The 23,883-nt window shown below is 38.3% G+C and carries 21 protein-coding genes and 1 CRISPR repeat array; of the genes, 8 read left to right on the top strand and 13 right to left on the bottom strand.

All coding sequences use genetic code 11. From position 1 onward, the window contains the following. Positions 1 to 58 precede the first annotated feature (58 nt). The 8 genes from RCZ04_RS11225 (at position 59) to RCZ04_RS11190 (ending at position 8,807) form a co-directional block, all read left to right on the top strand. Positions 59 to 763, top strand: a complete 705-nt coding sequence (locus RCZ04_RS11225; protein WP_460486131.1) for an HNH endonuclease — start codon at positions 59 to 61, stop codon at positions 761 to 763. Positions 764 to 780: 17 nt separating this feature from the next. Beyond that, a complete protein-coding gene (locus RCZ04_RS11220) occupies positions 781 to 1,017 on the top strand; it encodes a hypothetical protein (RefSeq protein ID WP_460486130.1) in 237 nt (78 codons plus the stop codon). A 47-nt stretch (positions 1,018 to 1,064) separates the two neighbouring features. Then, the gene (locus tag RCZ04_RS11215) at positions 1,065 to 2,192 is read left to right on the top strand and encodes a beta-ketoacyl-ACP synthase III (RefSeq protein ID WP_460486129.1); all 1,128 of its coding nucleotides are present in this window, start codon (positions 1,065 to 1,067) and stop codon (positions 2,190 to 2,192) included. A 54-nt stretch (positions 2,193 to 2,246) separates the two neighbouring features. Beyond that, positions 2,247 to 2,681: a hypothetical protein gene (locus tag RCZ04_RS11210; protein WP_460486128.1), complete on the top strand. Its 435-nt coding sequence runs from the start codon at positions 2,247 to 2,249 to the stop codon at positions 2,679 to 2,681. A gap of 30 nt (positions 2,682 to 2,711) precedes the next feature. Further along, a complete protein-coding gene (locus RCZ04_RS11205) occupies positions 2,712 to 3,149 on the top strand; it encodes an acyl carrier protein (RefSeq protein WP_460486127.1) in 438 nt (145 codons plus the stop codon). Beyond that, positions 3,146 to 3,541 carry a hypothetical protein gene (locus RCZ04_RS11200; protein ID WP_460486126.1) on the top strand — a complete coding sequence of 132 codons (396 nt, stop codon included), beginning with the start codon at positions 3,146 to 3,148 and terminating at the stop codon, positions 3,539 to 3,541. Before RCZ04_RS11205 ends, RCZ04_RS11200 begins: the two co-directional genes overlap by 4 nt. Positions 3,542 to 4,036: 495 nt before the next feature. Further along, positions 4,037 to 7,336 carry a SusC/RagA family TonB-linked outer membrane protein gene (locus RCZ04_RS11195; protein ID WP_460486125.1) on the top strand — a complete coding sequence of 1,100 codons (3,300 nt, stop codon included), beginning with the start codon at positions 4,037 to 4,039 and terminating at the stop codon, positions 7,334 to 7,336. A gap of 13 nt (positions 7,337 to 7,349) precedes the next feature. Further along, entirely contained in the window at positions 7,350 to 8,807 is a 1,458-nt protein-coding gene (locus RCZ04_RS11190; RefSeq protein WP_460486124.1) for a RagB/SusD family nutrient uptake outer membrane protein, read from the top strand. Positions 8,808 to 8,881: 74 nt separating this feature from the next. Here the strand turns inward: RCZ04_RS11190 and RCZ04_RS11185 are convergent, their stop codons facing one another. The 13 genes from RCZ04_RS11185 to RCZ04_RS11125 all read right to left on the bottom strand — a co-directional run bounded on the left by RCZ04_RS11185 (position 8,882) and on the right by RCZ04_RS11125 (position 23,787). Further along, positions 8,882 to 9,655: a superoxide dismutase gene (locus RCZ04_RS11185; protein WP_460486123.1), complete on the bottom strand. Its 774-nt coding sequence runs from the start codon at positions 9,653 to 9,655 to the stop codon at positions 8,882 to 8,884. Between the two features lie 211 nt (positions 9,656 to 9,866). Then, positions 9,867 to 10,562 carry a hypothetical protein gene (locus tag RCZ04_RS11180; protein WP_460486122.1) on the bottom strand — a complete coding sequence of 232 codons (696 nt, stop codon included), beginning with the start codon at positions 10,560 to 10,562 and terminating at the stop codon, positions 9,867 to 9,869. A gap of 45 nt (positions 10,563 to 10,607) precedes the next feature. Then, on the bottom strand, positions 10,608 to 11,120 hold the full coding sequence (locus RCZ04_RS11175; RefSeq protein ID WP_460486121.1) for a zeta toxin family protein: 513 nt from the start codon (positions 11,118 to 11,120) through the stop codon (positions 10,608 to 10,610). 13 nt (positions 11,121 to 11,133) lie between these two features. Next, on the bottom strand, positions 11,134 to 11,928 hold the full coding sequence (locus RCZ04_RS11170; RefSeq protein ID WP_460486120.1) for a glycoside hydrolase family 16 protein: 795 nt from the start codon (positions 11,926 to 11,928) through the stop codon (positions 11,134 to 11,136). Positions 11,929 to 11,933: 5 nt separating this feature from the next. Continuing rightward, positions 11,934 to 12,590: a leucyl/phenylalanyl-tRNA--protein transferase gene (gene aat, locus RCZ04_RS11165; protein WP_460486119.1), complete on the bottom strand. Its 657-nt coding sequence runs from the start codon at positions 12,588 to 12,590 to the stop codon at positions 11,934 to 11,936. A gap of 3 nt (positions 12,591 to 12,593) precedes the next feature. Then, the gene (locus RCZ04_RS11160; RefSeq protein WP_460486118.1) at positions 12,594 to 13,115 is read right to left on the bottom strand and encodes a DUF3127 domain-containing protein; all 522 of its coding nucleotides are present in this window, start codon (positions 13,113 to 13,115) and stop codon (positions 12,594 to 12,596) included. Positions 13,116 to 13,243: 128 nt separating this feature from the next. Next, the gene (locus RCZ04_RS11155; RefSeq protein ID WP_460486117.1) at positions 13,244 to 14,692 is read right to left on the bottom strand and encodes a hypothetical protein; all 1,449 of its coding nucleotides are present in this window, start codon (positions 14,690 to 14,692) and stop codon (positions 13,244 to 13,246) included. Positions 14,693 to 14,844: 152 nt separating this feature from the next. After that, positions 14,845 to 14,976, bottom strand: a complete 132-nt coding sequence (locus tag RCZ04_RS11150; protein WP_460486116.1) for a hypothetical protein — start codon at positions 14,974 to 14,976, stop codon at positions 14,845 to 14,847. Positions 14,977 to 16,035: 1,059 nt separating this feature from the next. Then, positions 16,036 to 16,918: a CRISPR direct-repeat array (repeat unit 46 nt; unit sequence GTTGTGAATTGCTTTCAAATTTTGTAGTTTTGCGATTGATAACAAC). Positions 16,919 to 17,034: 116 nt separating this feature from the next. Continuing rightward, positions 17,035 to 17,376, bottom strand: a complete 342-nt coding sequence (cas2, locus tag RCZ04_RS11145; RefSeq protein WP_460486115.1) for a CRISPR-associated endonuclease Cas2 — start codon at positions 17,374 to 17,376, stop codon at positions 17,035 to 17,037. Continuing rightward, entirely contained in the window at positions 17,373 to 18,263 is an 891-nt protein-coding gene (gene cas1 / locus RCZ04_RS11140; RefSeq protein WP_460486114.1) for a CRISPR-associated endonuclease Cas1, read from the bottom strand. The genes cas2 and cas1 overlap by 4 nt, the downstream gene beginning before the upstream one ends. 34 nt (positions 18,264 to 18,297) lie before the next feature. Next, positions 18,298 to 22,692, bottom strand: a complete 4,395-nt coding sequence (cas9, locus tag RCZ04_RS11135; RefSeq protein ID WP_460486113.1) for a type II CRISPR RNA-guided endonuclease Cas9 — start codon at positions 22,690 to 22,692, stop codon at positions 18,298 to 18,300. A 196-nt stretch (positions 22,693 to 22,888) separates the two neighbouring features. Further along, positions 22,889 to 23,341: a D-aminoacyl-tRNA deacylase gene (gene dtd, locus RCZ04_RS11130; protein WP_460486112.1), complete on the bottom strand. Its 453-nt coding sequence runs from the start codon at positions 23,339 to 23,341 to the stop codon at positions 22,889 to 22,891. A gap of 14 nt (positions 23,342 to 23,355) precedes the next feature. Next, on the bottom strand, positions 23,356 to 23,787 hold the full coding sequence (locus RCZ04_RS11125; RefSeq protein WP_460486111.1) for a hypothetical protein: 432 nt from the start codon (positions 23,785 to 23,787) through the stop codon (positions 23,356 to 23,358). Between the last annotated feature and the right edge of the window lie 96 nt (positions 23,788 to 23,883).

Below are 23,883 nucleotides of genomic sequence, written 5' to 3'. Positions count from 1 at the left end.
AGAAACTGGATAGTAAAGAGCGACAAGAAAAAATTCAGAATGAACAATTAAAGAAAATATGGAATATATTGAATTTGAAAATGAGTTTAAAGCCTTTATGAAGAAAGAAGGTTTGAAAGCTTATAGAAATTATATTACTTGGTTACGCTTTATAGCTAAAGAGGGATTTAGTATCAGTAAAGATTTAGTTGATAATGATACTATTATAAATCATCTTGAAAAGAATAAATCGAAGAGAAGCATATATCTGAATGAAAACAACAATGATTATTCTGATTTTAAAGCTGCTCTCAATAAGTACAGAAAGTTCATTGCTGAGAAATCTGATTTAGTTAATGATATAGAAGCAATTAAAAAAGATGAATTTATTTCTAAAACAGAGAAAGAGCAATTAATATCTGCAAGAATAGGACAAGGAAATTATAGAAAAAAATTAATAACCCTTTGGGAGAAATGTGCTGTTTCTGAATGTGAAATAACTGAATTATTAATAGCATCACATATAAAACCTTGGAGTAAATCTACTAATAAAGAAAAGTTAGACCCTTATAATGGACTCTTACTATTGCCTAATTATGATAAATTATTTGATAAAGGACTTATTTCTTTTGAAGATAATGGTAAAATAATTATTTCTCCTTTAGTAGAAGAAAAAGCGTATAAAGTTTTAGGAATTAGTACCAATGACAGACTTTTTAAGGTTTACCCAAAAAACACACCTTACTTAGAAGAACATAGAAGAACAGTATTTCATCAAGAATAATATAACTTATAATAAAGATGGAACAACAAGATACCTCTGAAAATAACATTCTACAAATAGAACCGCACGACAACAACGTACTGACAGTCGATATGTTGCTCGACAGTTACGAGAAGTACGGCATTGGATGGCTACAACAAACAATGGACGGTTTCTTGGCGGCGAGGCGTTCAAGAGAGTTTATGAGTTCTTTGACCGAAGAGCAGAGGACAGAGTATGTAAGGAAGCAAGCCGAGAGATTAGGAATGTTGTAGTAGTTGTTTTTGATAACAAATTGTCAATTATTAATTATCAATTGTATATGAACGTATATATCACTAAAACCTCCAAATATTTACCTAATGAACCCATTGGCAATGAGCAAATGGAGACTTTCTTAGGACTCATTAACGAAAATGCTTCCAAAGCGCGCCGTATCGTGCTACGCAACAACGGTATCCAAACGCGTTACTATGCCATTGATGAGCAGGGCAACCTTACTCATAATAACGCTCAGCTCACTGCCTTAGCGGTGCAAACGCTGTTGAACGGCTCTTTGCCTTGGGATAGCGTGGAAGTGCTCTCCTGTGGCACCTCTACCCCCGATGTGCTCCTCCCCTCACACGCAGCAATGGTACACGGCGTTTTGGGCGGACATTCGGTAGAGTTAAACTCTTCATCAGGGGTGTGCAACTCAGGGATGAATGCGCTGAAGTTTGGATATTTGTCCGTAAAATCGGGAAATAGTGCCAATGCGGTATGCACGGGTTCTGAACGGGTATCGGCGTGGTTGCGCTCCGATAAATACGAAAACGAGCTTCAACTTTTGGCTGAATTGGAAGAACACCCCGTGATTGCCTTTAAAAAAGACTTCTTGCGCTTTATGCTCTCCGATGGGGCTGGAGCGTTTTTGTTAGAAAACAAACCCCGCGAAGGCGCTTTACAAATAGAATGGATGGACGCTTATTCGTATGCTCATCAATTAGAAGCTTGTATGTACGCCGGTGGTGATAAGTTGCCTAATGGTGAAATCAAAGCTTGGAGCGAATACCCTCCTGAAGCGTGGCTCAGCGAATCCATTTTTGCGATTAAACAAGATGTGAAGCTCCTCAATGAGAATATTTTAGTAAAAGGCGCTGAGAGTATGCAATCGGCATTAGCCAAACACAATCTCTCCCCTGATGCCATCACCTATTTCTTGCCACATATTTCGTCTTGTTATTTCAAGGAACGCTTGTACGAAGCGCTCAAAGCGGTAGGCATAACCATTCCGTTAGAGCGTTGGTTTATGAACCTCACCGAAGTAGGTAATGTAGGGTCGGCATCCCCTTATTTAATGCTCGATGCGCTAATGCAGTCGGGTAAACTCAAAACAGGCGATACGATCTTGCTTTCCGTACCCGAAAGCGGGCGTTTTTCGTATTCGTATGCTTTCCTAAAAGTAGTGTAGTCACACACTTTGTCAAAGTCCTTAGACTTTGACAAAGTCTATTCACAACAACTTATGACTTTACCCATTACAGATAACAACATTCTCTCCCTCATTCCGCAGCGTGCACCTATTGTAATGGTAGATGCGCTTTGGGAGTACACCCCTACTACGGGCGTGGCGGGACTCACCATCACCCCCGAAAACCTCTTTGTGCAACAAGGTGTATTCTTGGAAAGCGGACTTGTAGAGCATATCGCCCAGAGCATTGCCCTGCACAAAGGCTATTACTATTACCTCAACGGCAAGCCCGCGCCTATGGGCTATATAGGGGCTATTAAGAACATCGAGATATACGCCCTACCCCAAGTAGGCGAAATGCTCAAAACCCATATCACGATCCTACAAGAGTTTATGGATGTTACTCTGGTGAAAATGCAAACCTACTCAGGCGACACCCTTATCGCTCAAGGCGAAATGAAAACCGTCCTTGCCCCTACTAACACCTAATACCTAAAACCTAACACCTAAACCCTAAAAATGAATATTTCCATTCACAAATATCTCCCCCACCGTCCACCGATGCAAATGGTCGATACCATCACCGACATTAGCAATACGCACGTAGTTACTGAGTTTGTGATAAAGCCCACTTGCATATTCGTGGAAGAAGGTAAGTTTGCCGAAGTAGGTCTCATTGAGAATATGGCGCAAACCTGTTCGGCGATTGTGGGGCAGTTTCTCTTTGGCATCGAAGATTCGTCCAACTATGTAATAGGCTACATCAGTGCGATCAAGCGCTTGGAAATATTTGATTTGCCCGAGGTTGGAAAGATTGTTCGCAGTGAAGCCGAATTGCTATCGCGCTTTGATACTGATGATTATCACCTCTGCTCGATGCGTTGCAATGCCTTTGCGGGCGAAGTGCATTTGGCTACAGCCGAATTGAATTTAGTGATTAAAAACTTAACGGAATGAGAGAAAACGAAGTGCCCCAAGAAACCGGCGCGTTGCGCGACATCAAAGAACTCTATTACGTAACCGATGAGCAAGGAAATTACACCACCCACCTCAGTTCGGGTTGGGAGGTGAAGAACATCGCCTTAGAAGCCTCCCTCAGCCACCTGCAAGAGCAGATTGACGAGGCAAAAGCCGAGGTGCTCGCAGGGCGCAAGAGCCCTATAGTGTATTATATGCTGCTCAACCGTATGGATTGGGCTGTGCTCGCCGATGCAATGCACCGCTGGCAATGGGTGATCAAGCGCCACGCCAAACCTTCTGTATTCAAAAAACTCTCGGCTAAAACCCTACAACAATACGCTGAGGTTTTCAATATTAGTGTGGAAGAACTGTGCGAAATGAGCAAATAAGAGTTCTCTTTCCTATATAGCTCTCCCATTTGCGAAAAGCTTCTTATTTTCTCGAGGGGCGCAGGATAGTAGTACTCATAAAAGCGATGAAAGACACAAAGGGAGGGAATGCGCCACAGCAGCCTCTATACAAAAGCTTTGTAATGTACCTATGTGATATAGCACGTAGTCTACTTAGAAGAAAAAGCGTCCAAACGATTTAAATAATGTTTTTTAGTGTGATATTTGTAACATTGCATTACTTATTTTGTAACAAGAGTAGCGTTTTTTAGCGAGAGTGTTTTTTACGAAAGGAAGCGTATATCTATCTTTTGTTTTCGTTTTGGACAAAGAAGCGCCAATTTTATTGTAGAAACAGAAAGAAAAGGGTGTTTTTTACAAGGAATTAGGCATATAAACTTCTTAAAGACAACCAATAAAAAAGTTAGTTATAAATTTGGAACTTAACAGAAATCTTTTCTACCTTTGCATCAGTTTATAAAATAATATTAGCAGATGAGATTAACTAAAGTATCTTTCGCACTATTTTTAATGTTGATAGTGCAAGGCTTCTCGTGGGCGCAGGAACGAGAAGTGACAGGAACGGTACGCGATGCCAACGGAACAGAAATGTTGGGCGTAGCCATAATAGTGAAAGGAGAGCAACACGGTGTTCAGACCGACTTTAACGGTCGTTACAGCATCAGAGTTGCTCCAGGTAAGACCTTAGAGTTCTCATTCTTAGGGATGAAAACCCAAAGTCACAGAGTAGGCACTTCAGGGCGTATTGATGTAGTAATGCAAGAAGAAGCGCAAGTGATTGATGAGGTAGAAGTAGTAGGGTATGTGACTGTAAAGAGAGACCAATATGTAGGTTCTGCTTCATCTATTGACAAAGAAGCCTTAAAGAAAAAAAGTGTTTCCAATGTTTCACAAGCCTTAACTGGTGAAGCTGCAGGAGTACGTGTGATTAATACTTCAGGACAACCAGGAGAGAATGCTACTATTCGTATTCGTGGGTTTGGCTCTGTAAACGGAAACCGTGCTCCTCTATATGTATTAGATGGAGTGCCCTTTGATGGAAATTTATCCTCTATTAATCCCGACGATATTGAAAGTATGGTAGTACTAAAAGATGCTACTTCCACTTCGGTGTATGGTTCACGTGGAGCTAATGGGGTGGTACTCATCACTACTAAAAAAGGGAAAGTCGATAATTCTCGCGTTCAAATAGAATCGAAAATAGGCTTTAATATGCGCTTGCTACCTCGTTATGAGACTATAAATAATCCTGAACGCTATATAGAATTAGGTTGGGAGGCAATGCTCTATAGAGGAGCTCTTACACAGGCAAGCAACCCTACCCGTTTTGCAGCACAATATGCGAGTCCTGAAGATTATGCTAATAAAAATCTTTTTGGGACAATAGGTATTAGCCCTGATTACAATATATGGAATGTTACAGGTACAAACTTGATTGACCCTTCCACAGGCAAAATACGTGAAGGAGTAACTCGCCGTTACGCCCCTGAAGATTGGGCTGATTACGCTTTTCAAACTTCTATTCGTTCTGAATACAATGTGAATATGAGTGGGGGTAGTGGCAAGACCACATATTATGCCGGGATTGGTTATCTAAAAGATGATGGTTATATAGTAAACTCTGGCTTTGAACGTTATACAGGACGTTTAAACGTTTCTTATCAAGCTAAACCGTGGTTAAAAGGTGAAATGAATTTAGGATATGCCCATACACAAACCAAATCGAATGGACAAGAAGAAAATACTAATAGCATTTTTTGGTTTACCGATAATATACCTTCTATTTATCCATTGTTTTTACGTGATGCTAATGGTAATAAAATAGCGGATCCCTACTACGGAGGGTATCAGTTTGACTTTGGAGATAGCGAAAATGCAAGGGGATTTGGGGCTCTTACCAATGCCATTGGGCAGGCTACTTATGATAAAAGAAATAGAACTCGTAATGAGCTTAGTGGAAATTTTTTCTTAAAAGCAGATATTGTAAAAGGATTGAGTTTTGAAACTCGTTTAGGAGGACAATATTACAATAATAATTATGATGATTATACCAATCCTTATTATGGTTCGGCTAAATCAAATTATGGTTCATTAGATAAAGAAAGAAGAGACTTCTTAAACTATACTTTCTTACAACTATTACGTTATACAGAGCAGTTTAATAAGCATAATGTACAGGCCTTTGTAGCTCACGAAAGTACATCATATGATTATAAAACATTAGAGGCTTCTAAAAGTGGTTTAATAGACCCAAAAGGGACTGAGTTGAACAATGCTACTAAAATGACAGCATTAAATTCTTATATTTACAATTATCGCTTAGAAAGTTATTTCGGCCAATTTTTATATGATTATGATGGTAAATATTTGCTTTCTACCTCTGCTCGCCGTGACGGTTCCTCACGTTTCTTAAACGATAAATGGGGTACGTTTTTGTCTGCTGGTTTAGGTTGGGTAGTTAGTAAAGAAAACTTCTTAAAAGAAAAAGAATGGTTACCCTATCTTAAACTCAAAGCAAGTTATGGTACGGTAGGCGATCAATCAGTAGTTTCTGGTGAAAATGCAAGTGAGTTAAATACAGGATATTATCCAGGTTATGACGTATATGATTTAGGTAGTTTTATGGGACTTCCTGCTGCTATATTTAATAAAGTAGGCTATCCTAATCTTACTTGGGAAAAGTCAAAAATATTCCAAGTAGGAACTGAGTTTACCTTACTTAAATCAAGGGCAATTGATGTGCAAGTAGATTACTATCATAAAGCTACTTCCGATCTTATTTTCGATAGTCGTTTGGCTCCATCTACAGGTAATGGTATTTACAAAGTAAATGATGGGCTTCTTATCAATCAAGGTTTTGAATTTAATGTAATGGCACATCTCTTCAATAAAGGAGATTTTCATTTAGATATAGGAGTAAACGGTGAAATACTCAAAAATAAACTTTCTAAAATGCCTTTTGATAAAACCACACAAAAAGAAAAAGTATTAGACCTAGCTGTTGCTGGTTTTGGAAGAGCTAAAAATCATTCTTTGTATGATTTTTATATGCGTGAATGGGTAGGAGTAAATTCTCAAACAGGAGCTGGCCAGTGGAAAATGTATTGGTATGACAAAAATGGTGACGGACAGTATACTACTAGTGATAATCCTGAAATTGAAGAATCAATTGCCTCATTGTACGATTATCAAGAATTATATCCTAATAACACTATACACGAAAGTGTTACTGAAGATTACTCAAAAGCTACTCAAAATTTTGTAGGCAAATCTGCGATACCTGATATACGTGGTGCTATTACACTTAGAGCGGGCTATAAAGGATTATCACTTAGCACTCAGCTCTTGTACAGTATAGGAGGATATGCTTACGATGGTTCTTATGCTGGTTTAATGCATAACGATCAAATAGGTACTAATAATTGGCATAAAGATATTGAAAACCATTGGCAGAAACCAGGAGATATAACTGATGTACCAAGAATATCTAGTAGATATAGTACAGATACCAACTTTAATAGCCGTTCTTCACGCTTTCTTACTAAGTCTGATTATCTAGTGCTCAATAATGTTACTTTAGGATATGATTTACCTAAGGAAGTTTGTAACGGAATAGGCTTTGAAGGATTGACTTTTACACTTACTGGCGATAATCTGTGGATTAAAACAGCTCGTAAGGGTCTGAATCCTACTACTTCCGAAACAGGGAATTCTAGTGCTTATCGATACTCACCTTTATCAACTTTCACCTTGGGTGTAAGAGCTACTTTTTAAAATTTAGTTTATTATGAAAAAGAATATAACACTCAGTATATTATGTTTGGTAGGGCTTATGTTTACAGCCTGCCAAAAGGACTTTTTAAATACAAGTCCTACCGAAACACTACCTGATGCTCCCGCTCAAACAAGACTCAATGGGCTGTATTTGATGATGGATCAACCAGGAACAGGGGGTACTACAAATCACGATGATTTTGGTCAAAAAAGTTATGATATTTATATGGATATGCTTTCTGGCGACATGGCAATGATTCAACCTAAATACGGTTGGTATCAAGATGTGGCAAATTTAGAAGCTTGTTCAGACTATACTTATACTATAAATTATGAACCTTGGCGTTATTATTACAGGATGATATACGAAGCCAATAAGAGTATAGCGCAACTTTCTTCTCCTCAAAAAGACGAAGAAAAATATATCTTAGCACAAGAACGAGCTATGCGTGCCTATGCTTATTTTTATTTGATGCAACTTTTTACCACTAAGTATGAACCTGATTCTAATACTAATTCTATTCCTTTGTATACTGAAGCGGATGTTGTAGCTAAAGGAAAAGCTAAACAATCTGAAATATATGCCCTAATGGTACAAGATTTAGAATTTGCGGTTGCTAACTTAGAAGGTTTTGAGCGTGACAATAAAGGTATGATAGATAAGTACGTAGCTAAAGGTTTGTTGGCTTACGTATATGGGGCAATGGGAGAAACTCAAAAAGTGGCTGATTTAGCTTTAGATATTGTAAATAACAGTGGTTACCCTCTTACTACTCGTGAACAAACTGTTTACGATGAGACTACCAAAAAAGGAGGAGGCTTTAATGACTTGAATATAACAAGTTGGATGTGGGGTTTTGATATCATTGCTGAAAATGGAGTGAGCTTAAGAACTTGGTGGGGACATATGGATTTGTTCACTTACAGCTATATGGCAGTAGGAAGTATCAAAGGAATAGATAGTAATCTATTGGCACAAATAAGACCTAATGATATTCGCAAAAAACAATTTGATGAACAAAATCGCCCCACAGGTAAGTTTTTTGCCCCTGAAAGAAAAGTAGCAGGGCAAAGAGAAGTACTTACGGATAATATTTTTATGCGTGTAGATGAGTTTTACTTATTAGCAGCAGAAGCCTTAACCAAATTAAACCGAGATACTGAAGCAAAAGCAATTTATAAGAGGCTATTAACCTTACGTTATCCTGAGGCTACTGCTACAGCAGATGTTGCCTATGTAGATGCCTTAACAAATACACAATTGTTAGACGATATCTACCTCAATACTCGTATTGAGTTATGGGGGGAAGGAAAATCTTACCTCTCACTTAAACGCAATCATAGAAGTGTAACCAGAGGAGCTAATCACTATGAAAAAGCGGGTGAAACATTCTCTTATGATAGTCCCCAAATCACCTTAAAAATACCTCAAAATGAGATGAACAATAACTATCCCTTAGCCAACCCATAATAGTTAAACGTTTTTCTTACATAAAAAAGAGAGCCCTTAAGATTAAGGGCTCTCTTTTATATAAACAATTTCTCTCACTTCCCTATTGCTTGACTATAAAGCTTTTCCACTTTATTCCAGTCTATTACGTTAAAGAAATTAGTAATATAGTCACCGCGTTTGTTTTGGTATTTTAAGTAATACGCGTGTTCCCACACGTCCATTGCAAGAATAGGAGTCCCCGAAACCTCCAAGTTAGGCATCAAAGGGTTATCTTGGTTGGCTGTGCTTACTACTTCTAATTTTCCGTCTTTCACCACTAACCAAGCCCAACCAGAGCCAAAGCGTTTAGCCCCAGCATCAGCAAACACCTTCTTAAAGTTCTCAAAGCTACCAAAGTCGCGAGTAATAGCCTCAGCTAAGGCACCCTGTGGCTGTCCACCCCCTTTAGGCGAAATTATCTCAAAATACATATTGTGGTTGTAATAGCCCCCCGCATTATTGCGCAAAGTAGCGTTGCTCATATCCAAAGAGCGAAGCACCTCTTCAATGCTTTGGTTGGCTTGCGGTTTCCCTTCCACAGCCTTGTTTAGGTTGTTGAGGTAGCCTACATAATGCTTCGAGAAATGAATGTACATCGTTTCAGCATCAATATAGCTGTCCACAGCGTTATAGTCATACTTCAAGGGTACAATTTTAAAAGCCCCCTCATTAGCCTTTACGTCCAACGGACTCCCGTATTTACTAACAGTAGCTGTTACTGTTTTCTTAGGGCTTTTACCCTTTTTTTGCTGAGCATAAAGACCGCTTGTAGTGAATGCTGTAGCAAGTGCCATAGCACCCAGAGTGATTGTGTTTTTCAATGTCATAAATATAATATTAATAATTCATTTATACGATGAGTATGTAGGTGATTAAGGAGAAACCTCCTTTTTTGAGGGCGCAAAGGTAGTGATAATTTGTAAATGAACAAATGAAATACCACCACTTCCTCTATCACCTCTGCACTACCCTAACAAGATTCTATATATTATTTATTGTAGAAAACAGACAAATTTCAGCTATATACAGCTTTTCCTCTCAGACTATTATTAATAGTATTAATGAAATCACTGCTACAGCAAGAGAGATAAATGTAAACTTGTGACCTATGTATTGCGAAATGAGCGCACACATAAGATTGTAATACACGCACAGCATTGCAGCAATGCTGAGAACTAAAAATATCCCTTGGAACACTCCAGCTTCTTTGTGCAACACCTCAGAGAATAAAAATTCCATTCCCAACAGTGTCAGCGAGCTAAATACCCCAAAAGCGAGAATTAATGAGAGCACAAAAAACACTAATATTGATGGGTAGTTTTGCCTAAAGCACCTGTCAAACTCTTTGTCGTTTTTGTGAATATGCCGAAAATTGAAATGCAATTTTAAATCGGGAATGGTTTCATTAAGAAAATTTTTTATATTATCGTCCAATACAATATGTGGGTTGATGCGCAATATATCCTTGAACAATTGCTGATAGGTCTTGCCTTCACACGTCATAAAAGGCAAACGCACTTCTTTACCTTCTCTGCACTTAACAAAATAAAAATAGCGCATCGCACCTCTCTCCACTATATAATCATAAGCAATAGAAGTGATAGTGCTTATAGGCACTCGTTTTTTAATAAATAGATTGTTCTCAATAAGCATTTCGTTGTCCATCAAAAAGCTGTATTGCTTGATGCCTAAACTAAAAAACCTTACTACTGTACTTGCTTTATACCATCTCATATAACTCACAATTGATAATTGACAATATCATTTATAATATAAACATCATAGCTCAATGTTTACCTTATATCTATCATCAATTAGTATAAAATTAGTGTTGTGTTTCTTTGCAAGAGCTAAAAACTGTGCATTATCATCTAAAACACTTTCTTTTGTACACCAACTATCATCTAAACGCTTTTCTATGACATTTGCATATTTCTTTATATCATCAAAGTGAGTTTTAATATAGTTTTCACTCATTACAAGGCAATAATATCTAATATCATCAAGATATTCTTTTGTAAAATCTTTCTCCCAGTCAAAAGGAATATATGCCCCTTCAATGATAAGATTTTGTTTGTTTTCTATGGCTGTCTTAATCATTTCACGAATAATAGGCCACATATGATCTGTAAGTTCTTTATCATTTTCTAAGGTAAGCTTAGTATAACCACTGCGAATCAATCCCATTTTTAAGTGATCTATCGATAGATATGGGTATTTATATTTTTCCAATAGCTTTTGAGCTAAAAAAGTCTTACCTGTATGTGACGCTCCAGTAATTAAAACAATCATTTTTATACCTCATTTACCTCTGATAAAACCGCACCCAATCAATATACATTCTCACCGGTTTATCAAACGGCTTTACTTCGCCTACCCATTCACCTCCTAATTGCATATCGATAATCAAATAAAAAGGCAAATCAAACGGAAATTGCTTTTCGCCTTCCTTTCCTGGCATACGTGAATAGACAAAAGAAGGCAGGCCATTTACGTAAAAACGTATCACATCTCCTTCAAAATCCACCGCATAAGTGTTGTAGTCATCAGGGTTGATAGGAAAAGAAGTAGAGCTTCTTGGTCCAAACTTCTTCTTATTAGTAAACGGCGAATGCACGGTGTGATACACAAAAGGGTCGTAGTTTAAGCGTTCCACAAGGTCTATCTCTCCTCCTTCTTCAGGCCATTTAGTGTCTTTGGTAACCAACCATATAGCGGGCCACGCTCCTTGCGTGCCTTCTAACTTGCAGCGTACTTCTATCTTTCCTTTTTGGAAAAACTTTTTTTCTTTAGTCCAAACTCCTGCTGTAAGGTAAGGCGAAGGGTCTTTGCTTAAATCCTTATTGGTCACCCCCAAGAGTATCATCTTCCCGTCCTTCATCTCAAACAAGCTCGGGTCATCGCTCATTGTATTGCAACAACCTCCGTCTCCCCAACGATTCATTTTCGTCCACACACCTGTCGAGAAAATATCATTCCTGTCGAAATTATCTTCCCATACTAATTTCCAAGGTTTCTCGCTAACTTCTTCCTTTTTTGAACAACCCCAGCTCACAAGAGCCATCGTAAATAGTAATAATGTAACCGATTTCATATTCATACAATTTAATTCATTATTTCATTCTTCATATATCTATCTAAAAGCGCTAAAAACTCTTTGCGAGGTATTTCTTCTGCTCCCAACCGCTCTAAATACTCACTGTAGATTTGGCAATCCACCAAAGCAATATCAGGGTGCGCTTGCAAGAAGGTGATAAATCCGTATTGTGAGGTATTAGGTCGCTTGCTAAACATACTCTCTCCACAAAACATTTTACCCATTTTTAGCCCATATAAACCTCCTATCAGCTCCTCACCTTCCCACACCTCTACCGACTGCCCTATCCCTCTTTTATGCAAGTCTGTATAAGCTTCTATCAGCTCCGGGTGAATCCACGTGCCGTCTTGCCCTTTGCGAGTGATGGTAGCACACTGTCGCATCACCTCAGTAAAACAACAGTTATAAGTAACGCGATAAGGCGCTTCGCGTAACATTTTACGCATATGCTTCCCGATATGTAGTTTCTCTCGGAAAAGCACAAAGCGTGGGTCAGGACACCACCAAATAACAGGCTCGCCTTCGTTATACCACGGGAAAATACCCTCTGAATACGCCTCAATAAGTCGTTCAGCAGTAAGGCTTCCTCCTAAAGCAACAATTCCTTCCTCCGAAGCCGTATCGGGGGAAGGAAAAGGTGTTTTATGGTTTGTTATAAATATCATCCTTTAGAATGGCAAATCGTCTTCCTCAGTAGGGGCTGATGCTCCTTGTGCAGGATCTGGCGCTCCAAAAGCCTGCTGAGGGACTTGCGGTGGATACTGAGGAGGTGCCTGTTGGTATTGTGGAGGCGCTTGCTGGTATTGCGGAGGCGCTTGCTGATACTGTGGCTGTGCATATCCTTGCGGTGGATAAGCCGCTTGCCCCTGTGGTGGATATTGCCCTTGTGGTGGAGGATACGCCCCTTGCGCCACTTCGGCATTTTCAATACGCCATCCTTGTAAGTTTACAATATACTTCGTCTCTCCTTGTGGATTTACCCACTCACGACCACGTATATTGAAACTAATGCGCACCAATTGCCCTACCTGAAAGTTGTCTAACAACGCACATTTCTCTTGTACAAAATCAAAAGGGATATACTGAGGGTATTGCTCTTCAGTAGAAATCACCACATCACGACGCTGAAAGCCGTTTTGCCCTACCGTTTGCGTAGGATTAATCTTTATAATTCGTCCTTGAATTTCCATATCGGTATCTTATTTATTGGTTATTCTAAAATATCATTTGTAACGGCAAAGATACTAATTTTTTACTTATCAGCAATACTTCTACCGAAAAATATTGCAAAACATTCTTCTCTCCCACCAAAAGCATTCTACTTGCAACTCTTGGTGTAATCATCTACCAACCGTATCATTCCTTCTTTCGTCTTAGTGTCGTATTTAGTAACATCTAACGAAGTACAATTGATATATTTAGCTAATATCTTCTGTATTTTATCCACACTCTTCGAACCAAAAGTCGCCTTATCTCCCAAATATACCGCTTTGTCAGCTCCCTTAATCTTTAAATAGTAATCCTCAGGATATTTACTGTGCGCCAACACGTAATTACCGCTGTTATCATACAGAATTTCAAAGAACTGAGCAGCCCCCGAAAGTGCGTTTAACTGTGAGCCTCCGTGACCAAAAAAGCCGTCTTCTGCACTCTTCGAACCTATAAAACAACGCTCGCCTATGCAGAATTTCACTCCGTCCTTAGCTTTAAAATAAGCGTCTTTCTCACCTTCTTTTTTGAGTTTTACCGTCGTCCCATACGAAGTGAGGTCTGATACATTCTTCTCTTTGCCAAGTATCGCATCTACCGACTGGAACTCAAGCGTAATAAGCCCCTCTTTCTTATCCCCTTTAGCATCTATCACATAACCCGGAACATCGTAAATATTTACCGTTTGCTTTTTGGCTTCCTCCACCATTTCTTTATTTTGCTGGTCGATAGCGTTCTTTTTATTTTCTAAGTATTGATTAAAAGCCTCGGCCATATCGCCAAACGGATAGCCATTCGCATAAAGTCTATTCACAATTCTTTTGTCAGCCACCGCTATTTTGGTAAGCGGAACAAATACCGGGAACTCTTTTTGGTCGTAGGTTTTTATAACAAAATAATCTTCATTATTATACGAATGATGATGCGCCGTAGCCACTACGTGACCTTTAACATCTGCTACTGTAAAATCAGTAATAACAATACCCCCATCTCCGTTTTGCACTTTGCGCACAATAACACCTATTTTCTTGCCGTTTTTAAGAATCGCATCTCCTTGTACCGAAATCTTATCAGCCGTAGCCAAATTATCTTCCGTTTGGATAGTATTTCGCTCTTGTTCAAACACAGCGTCCCATTTCTCTGAGAAAGGGCGATCGGTTTGCTCAAAAAAAGCCGTTACCACCGCAGGGTCAATACCCTTTTCAGTCAGCATTCCAGTCCCCGATTTAAACACACAGTCAAGCAAATATTTTTCACCAGAAAAAGTAAACTTCAATTTATCCGGAATTGCCACTTCCCGAATCACCCCATTAGCATTAGAAAACTCTATCCATCGGTGAGGCGCCAAATTCCCCTGCGCCGTTTCAGCAGTAAGCACCACCTTGTACAGCAAATTATTCGAAAGGTCACTCATCTGGTATTTCCCGTCCTTTTTCTCAAATTTAGCAACAGGAGTCCCATTTGATAGAAGTTCACCCTTCTTTACTTTGAAATCTTGCGCACAAACACTCATTACCGAAAGTACGCCTACTAAAAACAAACATTTCATCTTATTCATCTCGAAAAAACAATTAAATTACGACTGCAAAAGTAGTAAAAATAGGAATATGCACAAGATACCTAAGATAAAAAACCTATTTTTCAATAAAACTAAGCTATCTCCGCAGAATAACCGCCTCCACATCACCCCCTTTATACACCCCCCTATGTTCACTTTATCTTCACTTTGCCTTCACCATTCATTCGTTCATCGTTCATCTTTTGTGCCACTACAATTCCCCCTTTAGAGATAGCCAGCGAGAGCAGAGTATGTGAGAATAGGGGGAAGTTTTGTTCGTTCATTTTTTGCCTACCCGCCTGTCGTGCTACGGCTACCAGTGTGGCTCGCACTGCCTTCCCGTCGCTACTCCTCTACCTTTGAAAGTTGCCCGCAATAGCTGGGTAACTGAATAAAGAGGAAGTTCCCCCTCCACGAGGTAGTCAGCGAGCTGGCACAGCTGAGTATGTGTATTAGGGGGATGTTTATCCCTCTTTTCCCGTCACTAATTCCCCCTTTGGAGGGGGTTAGGGGGAGGTTCAAACATTCTTACTCCCTCTTTTCCCGTCACTAATTCCCCCCTTTAGAGGTAGTCAGCAATTGTGATGTAAGTGAATAGAGGGATATTATCAATCTCTACTGTCTTTATTTCTATCACTTTCTCCATTGCATCTCCCCCCTTGAGGGAAGTCCGCGAGAGCGGAGTATGTGAGAGGGGGGATGTTATCCCACCTTTTCCCGTCGCTTTTCCGTCTCTCCTCCTCCGCCATTCGTTCCTCGTCCCTCGTCGCATCTCCCCCTAATGCCTATGGCCTAATGTCTATTGCCCCTTCTCTTTCTTTCGTCTCGAAACCCTGTTTTTAGTATTATTGGCATTGTTGTATTACGGTATTAATCAACTACTTATACACCCTTTGTATAACAATCGTCCAAGATTCGTATAAGCTTCCTATAAGCTTTGTATAAGCTCCGCATACCCATTTTACCTTTTACCTTTTATCTTTTACCTAAAAACTTCTTTCCGAATCCCTTCGTTTCCTTTCGAAAGTTCCTCTCCCCTAACCTACCCTACTCGTCCTACTTGTCCAAACCCTCCGAGCCTCTTCGAACCTCTCCGAGATTCTCCAAAAACTCCCAGCCCTCCAAAAACTCTGATTAACCAACCCGCCTAAGTTGTCTAAACTGTTCTCCCCGTCTCAACCGTCTCAACCGTCTGAACCGTCTCAATCGTCTCAACCGTCCAAACTTCTCTCTGAGTTCTTCGCCTCACGTCATCTACTTTTCTAAGTATTGACTCTCCTTTCAAATCTTATAGCTTCGCTGATAACAACAATGTAGGGGCGAATGGCAATTCGCCCGATATTGTAGTGAATTGCTTTCAAATTTTGTAGTTTTGCGACTTGATAACAACCTTGCGGACATAGATAGTTGCCCACGCATCGTTGTGAATTGCTTTTAAATTTTGTAGTTTTGCGATTGATAACAACTTTTAATTTTATCGATTTAACACTTGTTTTGTTGTGAATTGCTTTCAAATTTTGTAGTTTTGCGACTGATAACAACAAGCGATGATTAACACTTACTTAGGTATCAGTTGTGAATTGCTTTCAAATTTTGTAGTTTTGCGATTAATAACAACTTTGATTTTTTGAGTTATGCTTCAAAGCATGTTGTGAATTGCTTTCAAATTTTGTAGTTTTGCGATTGATAACAACTGCGCACGCTCTACAGCGAGCCTTACGAGCGTTGTGAATTGCTTTCAAATTTTGTAGTTTTGCGATTGATAACAACTAAAACATTTCTGTAAGATGTTGCCGCTCCGTTGTGAATTGCTTTCAAATTTTGTAGTTTTGCGATTGATAACAACCACCGTCAGGTTCTTCATCTTCAAGATACTGTTGTGAATTGCTTTCAAATTTTGTAGTTTTGCGATTGATAACAACTGCAAAGGGTCAATTTCTCCCTTGAGCCCTGTTGTGAATTGCTTTCAAATTTTGTAGTTTTGCGATTGATAACAACTATAACGACGATAGGTGGAGGAGTTAGAACGTTGTGAATTGCTTTCAAATTTTGTAGTTTTGCGATTGATAACAACGAATGGAAGGGACTGTGATGATAGACTTTTGTTGTGAATTGCTTTCAAATTTTGTAGTTTTGCGATTGATAACAACAAAAACAAGCTAATGTATGGCAAACCCTCCGTTGTGAATTGCTTTCAAATTTTGTAGTTTTGCGATTGATAACAACCTCAATCTTTTAAGTAGTTTATTATCAATCGATTTTCCTGAAAAATAGCATTAAAAAACCTCCTCTTTTTCCTTATAAACTAAGGATAAAGAGGAGGTTTTTACTTTCCTGTCTTCTTAAAAAAGTTCTAACTGCACATAAGTTTCTGGAGCTTTCGCCTCTTTTTGGCAATAAAAGAACTCTGTGTCCCCAAACTGTTTGTCAGTTAAACACATTACTGCTATAGTACCATATTGTGGCAGATTCTGCTTTACGCGATTGATGTGTACTTGTGCATTTTCCCTACTGGGGCAATGCCTTATGTACATCGAAAACTGGAAAAGCGTAAAACCGTCCTTTATCAGCTTATCACGAAAAACCTGTGCTTCTTTACGCATTTTTTTGGTTTCCATTGGCAAATCATATAATACTAATACCCACATAATTCTATAAGCGTTGTATCGATCGGCTACTGTCATAACTCAGGATAAGATATTTGTCGTTTTTCTCCACTATAACACTTGTACAATGAGGAAGCCGTGCTCTTTACAGCTACTATCAGCGGACGAACATTCTTCTCTATTAGCACATCGCGGGTTGCCATTTGCAAAATATGCGCCTTGCTCTCCTTGTTCAGCTCTTCTACTTCAAGATGTGCTGTAAGCCATTCCATTACCAATAAATCTACAATGGGTCGGTAAGGTTCCATTATATCACTTGCCAAGCAATAAGGGTTGTACTTATTGCGGTGAAAAATGCCTAACGCTAATAACAAACCTGTATCAACTAAGGCTCGAGCTACAATACTGAGCAAAACTCCATACCCAAAATTGAAGAACTGATTGGGATATTCGCCAAACCTATCTCTGAGAAAATCGCAATCAATAAGGTACTTCCAATAATGTTGCGCTGCGATGCCTTCCATATTGGTAGTATCCCCTGATTTTACTTCTTTTAGATACTCATACATTGGTTCGGCATACTTGCTCAAACGCTCTAACACCTTAGCTTGATTTTGGATTTTGCATTCTATCGTCTGCTTCCAAAGTTGCTTTTTAAGAGGTTCGCTCACTTCTAATTGTGTTTTTACGCGTTCAGAATATTGGGTATTACCTGCAAAGGGAAGCATTGCTGCCAAAGGTAGATGTTTCTCATCACAACTAATAAGCACTACATTGTTCTTCATCAGTTCTTGTAGCAACTGATGTGAAAGTGTGATTTGGTAATGGTCGAGCATTAGTAGCCCTAAATCCTCAATAGGCACACTTCCTTTCTCAGCTTTAGTCTCGGGATCGGCAATTTTAAGCTGCTTGTCCTTTAGCTTCAAATAAGCTGGATTGCCAATGTAAATAGAGCGGTACAACATATTTAAACAGTGCTTAAATGTTTTTTAAAAAGAGTTATGCTCTTGTGACATTCCCTAAACGGTCTACTTTTAGCTTAATACAGAATTCTTTTATTCTTATTCTTCCATCAATAGTAACCTCTAATTTATTCATACTACCTAATTCACCTATTTTAGATTTGTCATCATAGCTTTTTATAAGAGAGGCTATAGTAGATTTTACAAAATGGCATTCATTTCTCGTAAAACTCACTACCTTATAGACTCTTTCTTTTTGTTCTTTACTAAGATTGCTAAAATCTATTAGCTCTACAGCTTCGCCTTCCATAGGCACGTATACTAAATCATTAGGTGATAAGTGAAAAAGTAGTTTTTCGCCTTTCTCATTATGCTCAGGTACAGATGAAAGACCTTGTTTTTGGCGTTCGATCACTTCATTAAGAGGAATAGTTGCATAAGTGCGTTTTTCTTTACCTTGATAAACTCCAAAAAAGAGATTAGTTCCTTTGGCGGCTTCTACATATTTGGTAGCTTTAGTACCTACTTCTCCAAGAGGAAATTTGCTTCCTTCTTCAAAAATACGCACTTTATAAATAGGTTGATGTTTTTTCCCATCATTGTATTGGGCAATATTTTTGTTGAGCTCTTCCAATCCTTCAGGTGAAAATGCTACTTCTGGACTTCCTTTGTGTTTGAGATAGTTAAGTAGTATTTTCTGAATCCCTGTGTCGGTAATGCTATTAATGACTTTTTCGGTAAAAGTGCCATCTACTGTTTTTCGTGTAGCAGTAAGTACTTTCCCTTTAGCGAGTTTTTTGTTCAAAGCAATTTTACCTGAAACAGTTTCTTTATGCAAAGGTTTGCGTATAGCCCAGTTAGTACCCTCTTGTTTGACTTTGCCTTTCACAAGCTTACCATTCTTGTCTACCCATTTTTCATAATAATTGGTAGCCTTATTAATCACTCGTAAGTTTTGTTTGAAGCTTACCACTATATGTTCGAGAGCTTCTCTTGCTTCTTGAGTGAAAGTAGCCCAAGGTTTCTTGAAAATCCATTCATAATTTTCCTCAGATCCGTCGTTATACTTTTTATCACAGAGCTTTCTACGTAACTTTTCGCGATACTCTTGTTTTTCTTTTTTATCTTTACTCTTATCCAAAGAGTGTTGGTTGTTCATATAGTTGATATGCTCTCGGGAAGCACAAGCAATCACTATTGCATCCATAGCGTGATGACGATGGTCTATGCGTTTCTTTTGAAAACCTTTGCTATACTCCATTGGAACTGTGGGCAGATACTTTTGGTACCTGTCGTTATATGAAGTAAACAATTGTGTTTGAGTGAGTTCATTCATTCGCTCAAAACGAGGGAAAATAAGCTCATTCCACACATCATTAAGTCCCCAATCTTGTTTGAGAGCAGTGGTAATTTTACCTGTACAAGGTATTACATTTTTAGAGTTTACGCCCTCATCTTTTTCATCAGAGCGCACTATTTTAGAGAGAATTTCAGCAATATACTTGCTAATATAGCGCGTATCATTCATTTGGCGTGCAATCATTTTCTCTGGGATTTCGTCTAAGAGCAGTTTTTTCTGTTTTTGTGAATTGCCAGCATAGCGTTTTTTCACAAAGTCATTATACTGTTCTTCGGTGAAAATAGTTACCTCTTTATTGCCCGCTACACGCACTTTTTGACCGTGATGATTTTGTATAAACTCTAACCCTAACTGATTATCTTTAAGTCTATTCACTGCCGATTCGCATATCACTTTATTAGAAAAACTATCATCGTAATAGCGACTTTTAGGGATGATGTGTTCAATCTCGTAATCATCGGTAAACAGTCTTGTAAGAGAGATTACTTCACCCGTGTAAGGTGATCTATATTTTTGTTCTAACCACAGTTTATAGCGTTGTAATTCTGTTTTTGAAGGCTCAGCTTTTTTGCGGATTTTTTGAATATCCTCCTCTATTTCATCAGTAGTGCTGAAGGCACCTTCCTCATAGATTTTGAGTAAATCCTGTTGCATAAGGGAATGTGGACGCACGTTCTGTATGCTTGCATCTTCTTTTAATTCAGCAAGCAACTTTTTGATACGCAAGTTAGTATTCTCGTTCTCTTGATTTTGTTTAGACTCTTTTTCTCTTTGTTGAGCTGTTTTCTTGAGTTCTCTACCGAGTTCTATGTGTATTTCGTCAAAGAAATTTTCTTGTCCGCCACCGTATTGTTGCCAAATATCCCTTACCACGCGTAAAGTTTCAGTAACTACTTGCTCAACAATGGGATTGCGAAGAGAATGCTGTTTAAATTCTTTTAAATACGCTTCTAAATCGCTTACTGAAGTCCATTTTTCTACATCAGTAGCTTCGGCGTGGCGATTATAGACTACATACTGAGCTAACCAAAGAGGTAACCCTTGAAAGTTTGCTTCGGTATTAAGCTGATATTTCTCTGCTTTCTCTCTAATAATGGTACGTATTTCATCATTAGCTACGCCATTGATGAGATCGTCTATACGTTTTTGTGTAAGAGAGTCGATGTTGTTAAAGTTCCAATGGCTACCAAATCGCATCAAAGGGAGTAGTTTTTTAATTGCTTTTTCAGAAAAACTACCATATTCATTAGGATAAGGTTTTATTTTTTTAAAATTCTCTACAAAAGATGCTTCGTCCAAGTGATATTCTTGAGCAAATTTCTTTAATGCCTTTTCGTATTCATTTTTATCTTTTACTGAATAGAGCAAATGCCACAAGCGATAAGTTACCTCAAAAGTAAGAAAATCAGCAGGAAGATTTGTTACTTTTTCTAAACACCGCTGAAGTTCATAGCGAGTTTCATTCATTGGGTACTTTTTGGAGGAGTTATCCGCCACGTCATATACATAATTCCAGCGATAGGTAGCAAGCCATTTTTTAAGTTCACTTTTCAGTGCTTTTTCTTTAGTTTGAGGGTATTTTTGAGACAGAAAGTAATGTAAAAGTCCCTCGTTATCAATTTCTTTTTGTTCCATCAAAAAGTTAAAAAGAGCCTCATAGTCTTTTGGATTTTCGATGAACTGAGCAGTTACATCACGGTCGGTTTCTATTTCGTAAATGCTAAGATTTTGTAACCATTGAAGCACCCTAAACTCTTGATAATAAGGATTCGATTTAGCACATACTTTCAGAGGAGCCTGTTTGCGTTCCTTAGTTTCTTTATCTATATATGAACGACTTTCTAAGGTACAGTTGGCAATAGTCGATTTTTGGCTACGCAACGGACGTTGGTAAAAAAGAATATCTTCTACCAATAGATGTACGAAATCTTTTGAGAATAAGGTTTGTTGCTGAGTTTCGTTGTTGCGATATAGCTCTCTTACACAGTCGGCTAACAAGTCTTCAGTAAATAATTCAGGTTGGAGTGCAATTTGTTTGGCTAAAATAGCTTTGAGTTCATCCTTGTAATATTTTCTTTCAATAGTGCGGACTAATTTGCCTTTTATCTTTTGGTTGGGATTTTGCAAGAGGTGGTCGTAGATGTAGGTTCCAACAGTTTTGTTAGAAAAATCGATATCGTGTTCAGTTTTCTTTTTGAGCAAATTCCAATCATTTTCATCAGGAGCTCTAAAAGAACGTTTTTCTTTACCGTCCTTATCTAACTTCACGGAGCCATCGTCGTTGAGGTCGGTAGTGACAATAAAGTCACGTGTTTTACCTTTCCAATCGTCTAATGGGATTTTACTTGTTCGGCGGTATATCCAACCATTTTCTAAATGAATAGCATACCAAATTTCTCCTTTTTTGTTAGGAGCCTCAGGCACTACATCTACTATATTTAGGGAATAAAAAGCAATCTCTTTATTAGGATTTTCAATTTCTTCCTCACCTCGCAGCTGGTAGTAGCCTCTTTTCTGATTGAAGTTAAGGAGAATCCAAGCTAATTCTTCTTTAGTAATTTTTTGAGAAAGAGCTTTTTTGCGAAGGTAGTAAATCGTCCAATCATAAGGAATTTTAGATTCTTCACCATTAGATTTTTGGAAGAACAACTGAGGTTGGTGTTTTCTGAAATCAGCCACCATCTCGTTGAAACTATTTGTAAAGAGAAATTTACCTTGGTGATAAGCTATTTTAGGCTCAGCCTCTCCAATAAACTTACCATATCTCTTGGTGAAATCTATTTGGTTATCATAGTGAGTAGGCAAAAAGCCTAATAGGTGAAGTACTCTATGAAGTCGCTCACGTCGGAGTAAATGTCGTTCTCTCAAACGGCGCATTCCCCGATGAGTAGTTCGGTCAGCCGTTTGAGAAACAGTGGTTCCTTCCTCAAAATTGCTTAACATTTTTGAATCCATAGGAATAATTCTACTCCCAGCAGCAATAATCTTTCCTAGTTTGTTTTCAAAATCTTGCTGTACAAGACTCCAACCCACAGAGTTTGAGCCTAAATCTAATCCAAGTATGCGTTTCATTGGTTTGTCATTTTGATTGAGCAAAGATAGTAAAAATGCTAAAACAAAGAAAATATTTTTAGTTTTTTTTTGATAATTAAAAAATAGTGCATACCTTTGTCGCACAATTTGAAAGCAATTCACAATAAGGATTATTCCGTTGTGAAAACACTCAAGGAAGCCTCACAACTATTATTGCTGCTGGGGTTTTCTTTTTTTATTCCTTATTTTTAGTGTCAATGAAGATGGTTACAGGGCCGTCATTGCAGAGGGAGACTTGCATCATAGCACCAAATTGACCTGTAGGCACAGGTTTGTTAAGAAGAGTTTCTACTTGTTTTACAAATGCCTCATAGATAGGAATCGCTACTTCGGGGCACGCTGCCTTAATATAGCTGGGACGGTTGCCTTTTTTGGTAGCGGCGTGTAAGGTAAATTGCGACACGATGAGCACCTGTCCATCTATGTCCTTTACCGAGAGGTTCATTACACTATTTTTGTCCTCAAAAACGCGTAAATTCACTATTTTAGCCGATAGCCATTCTATATCTTCCTTAGTATCGGCGTCTTCAACGCCTACTAATACGAGTAAACCTTTGGCTATAGAGGCTACCGTTTCTTTATCAATATCCACGGATGCGTGGGTTACTTTTTGAATGAGTGCTCTCATATTATTTTTAAAATTTAAATTCTCCCAAATTCAATACATTTTCCAAAAGAGACACAGATCACCCATTCCATTGTTTTATTAAAGAAATAGTGGTGCTCAGGTATATTGTTCAAAATAGCTATAATAACCTTATTTAAATCTTTAAAAGGAAATATATATGTTAAATTTGTTAAGTTATCACCTAAATAAATTACTTTTTCATCAAGGACTAACACAGTTGTTTGTATATCATCTATAAAAGACAAAATCTTATCTGTTTCATCATTTTTAAAGTCAAGCATTTTATACTCATTAAGGGCTTTAAAATCAATTCTACTACCTACAAAAGGAAAAGTTACATTGACATATTCAACGTAAAAATCAGAGTCTACAATTTGAAGTTCTTCATCTTTAATATGTTTTCGGAGTATTTTAGTAAGTTCTAAGTCATAGTAATTCGCTTTCATAAAGTTATTTCTTTAAAATGATAGGGGATGGGAGGTGATGTCTGAAAATCTCGGAGAGGCTCTGAGAAACTCTCAAACAAAAAAAGAGCAACTCGT

The sequence above is a fragment of the Capnocytophaga sp. HP1101 genome (genome assembly GCF_054772415.1).
Note: the sequence above shows the minus strand (reverse complement) of the source record. Positions and strands in the feature narration are given on the sequence as shown.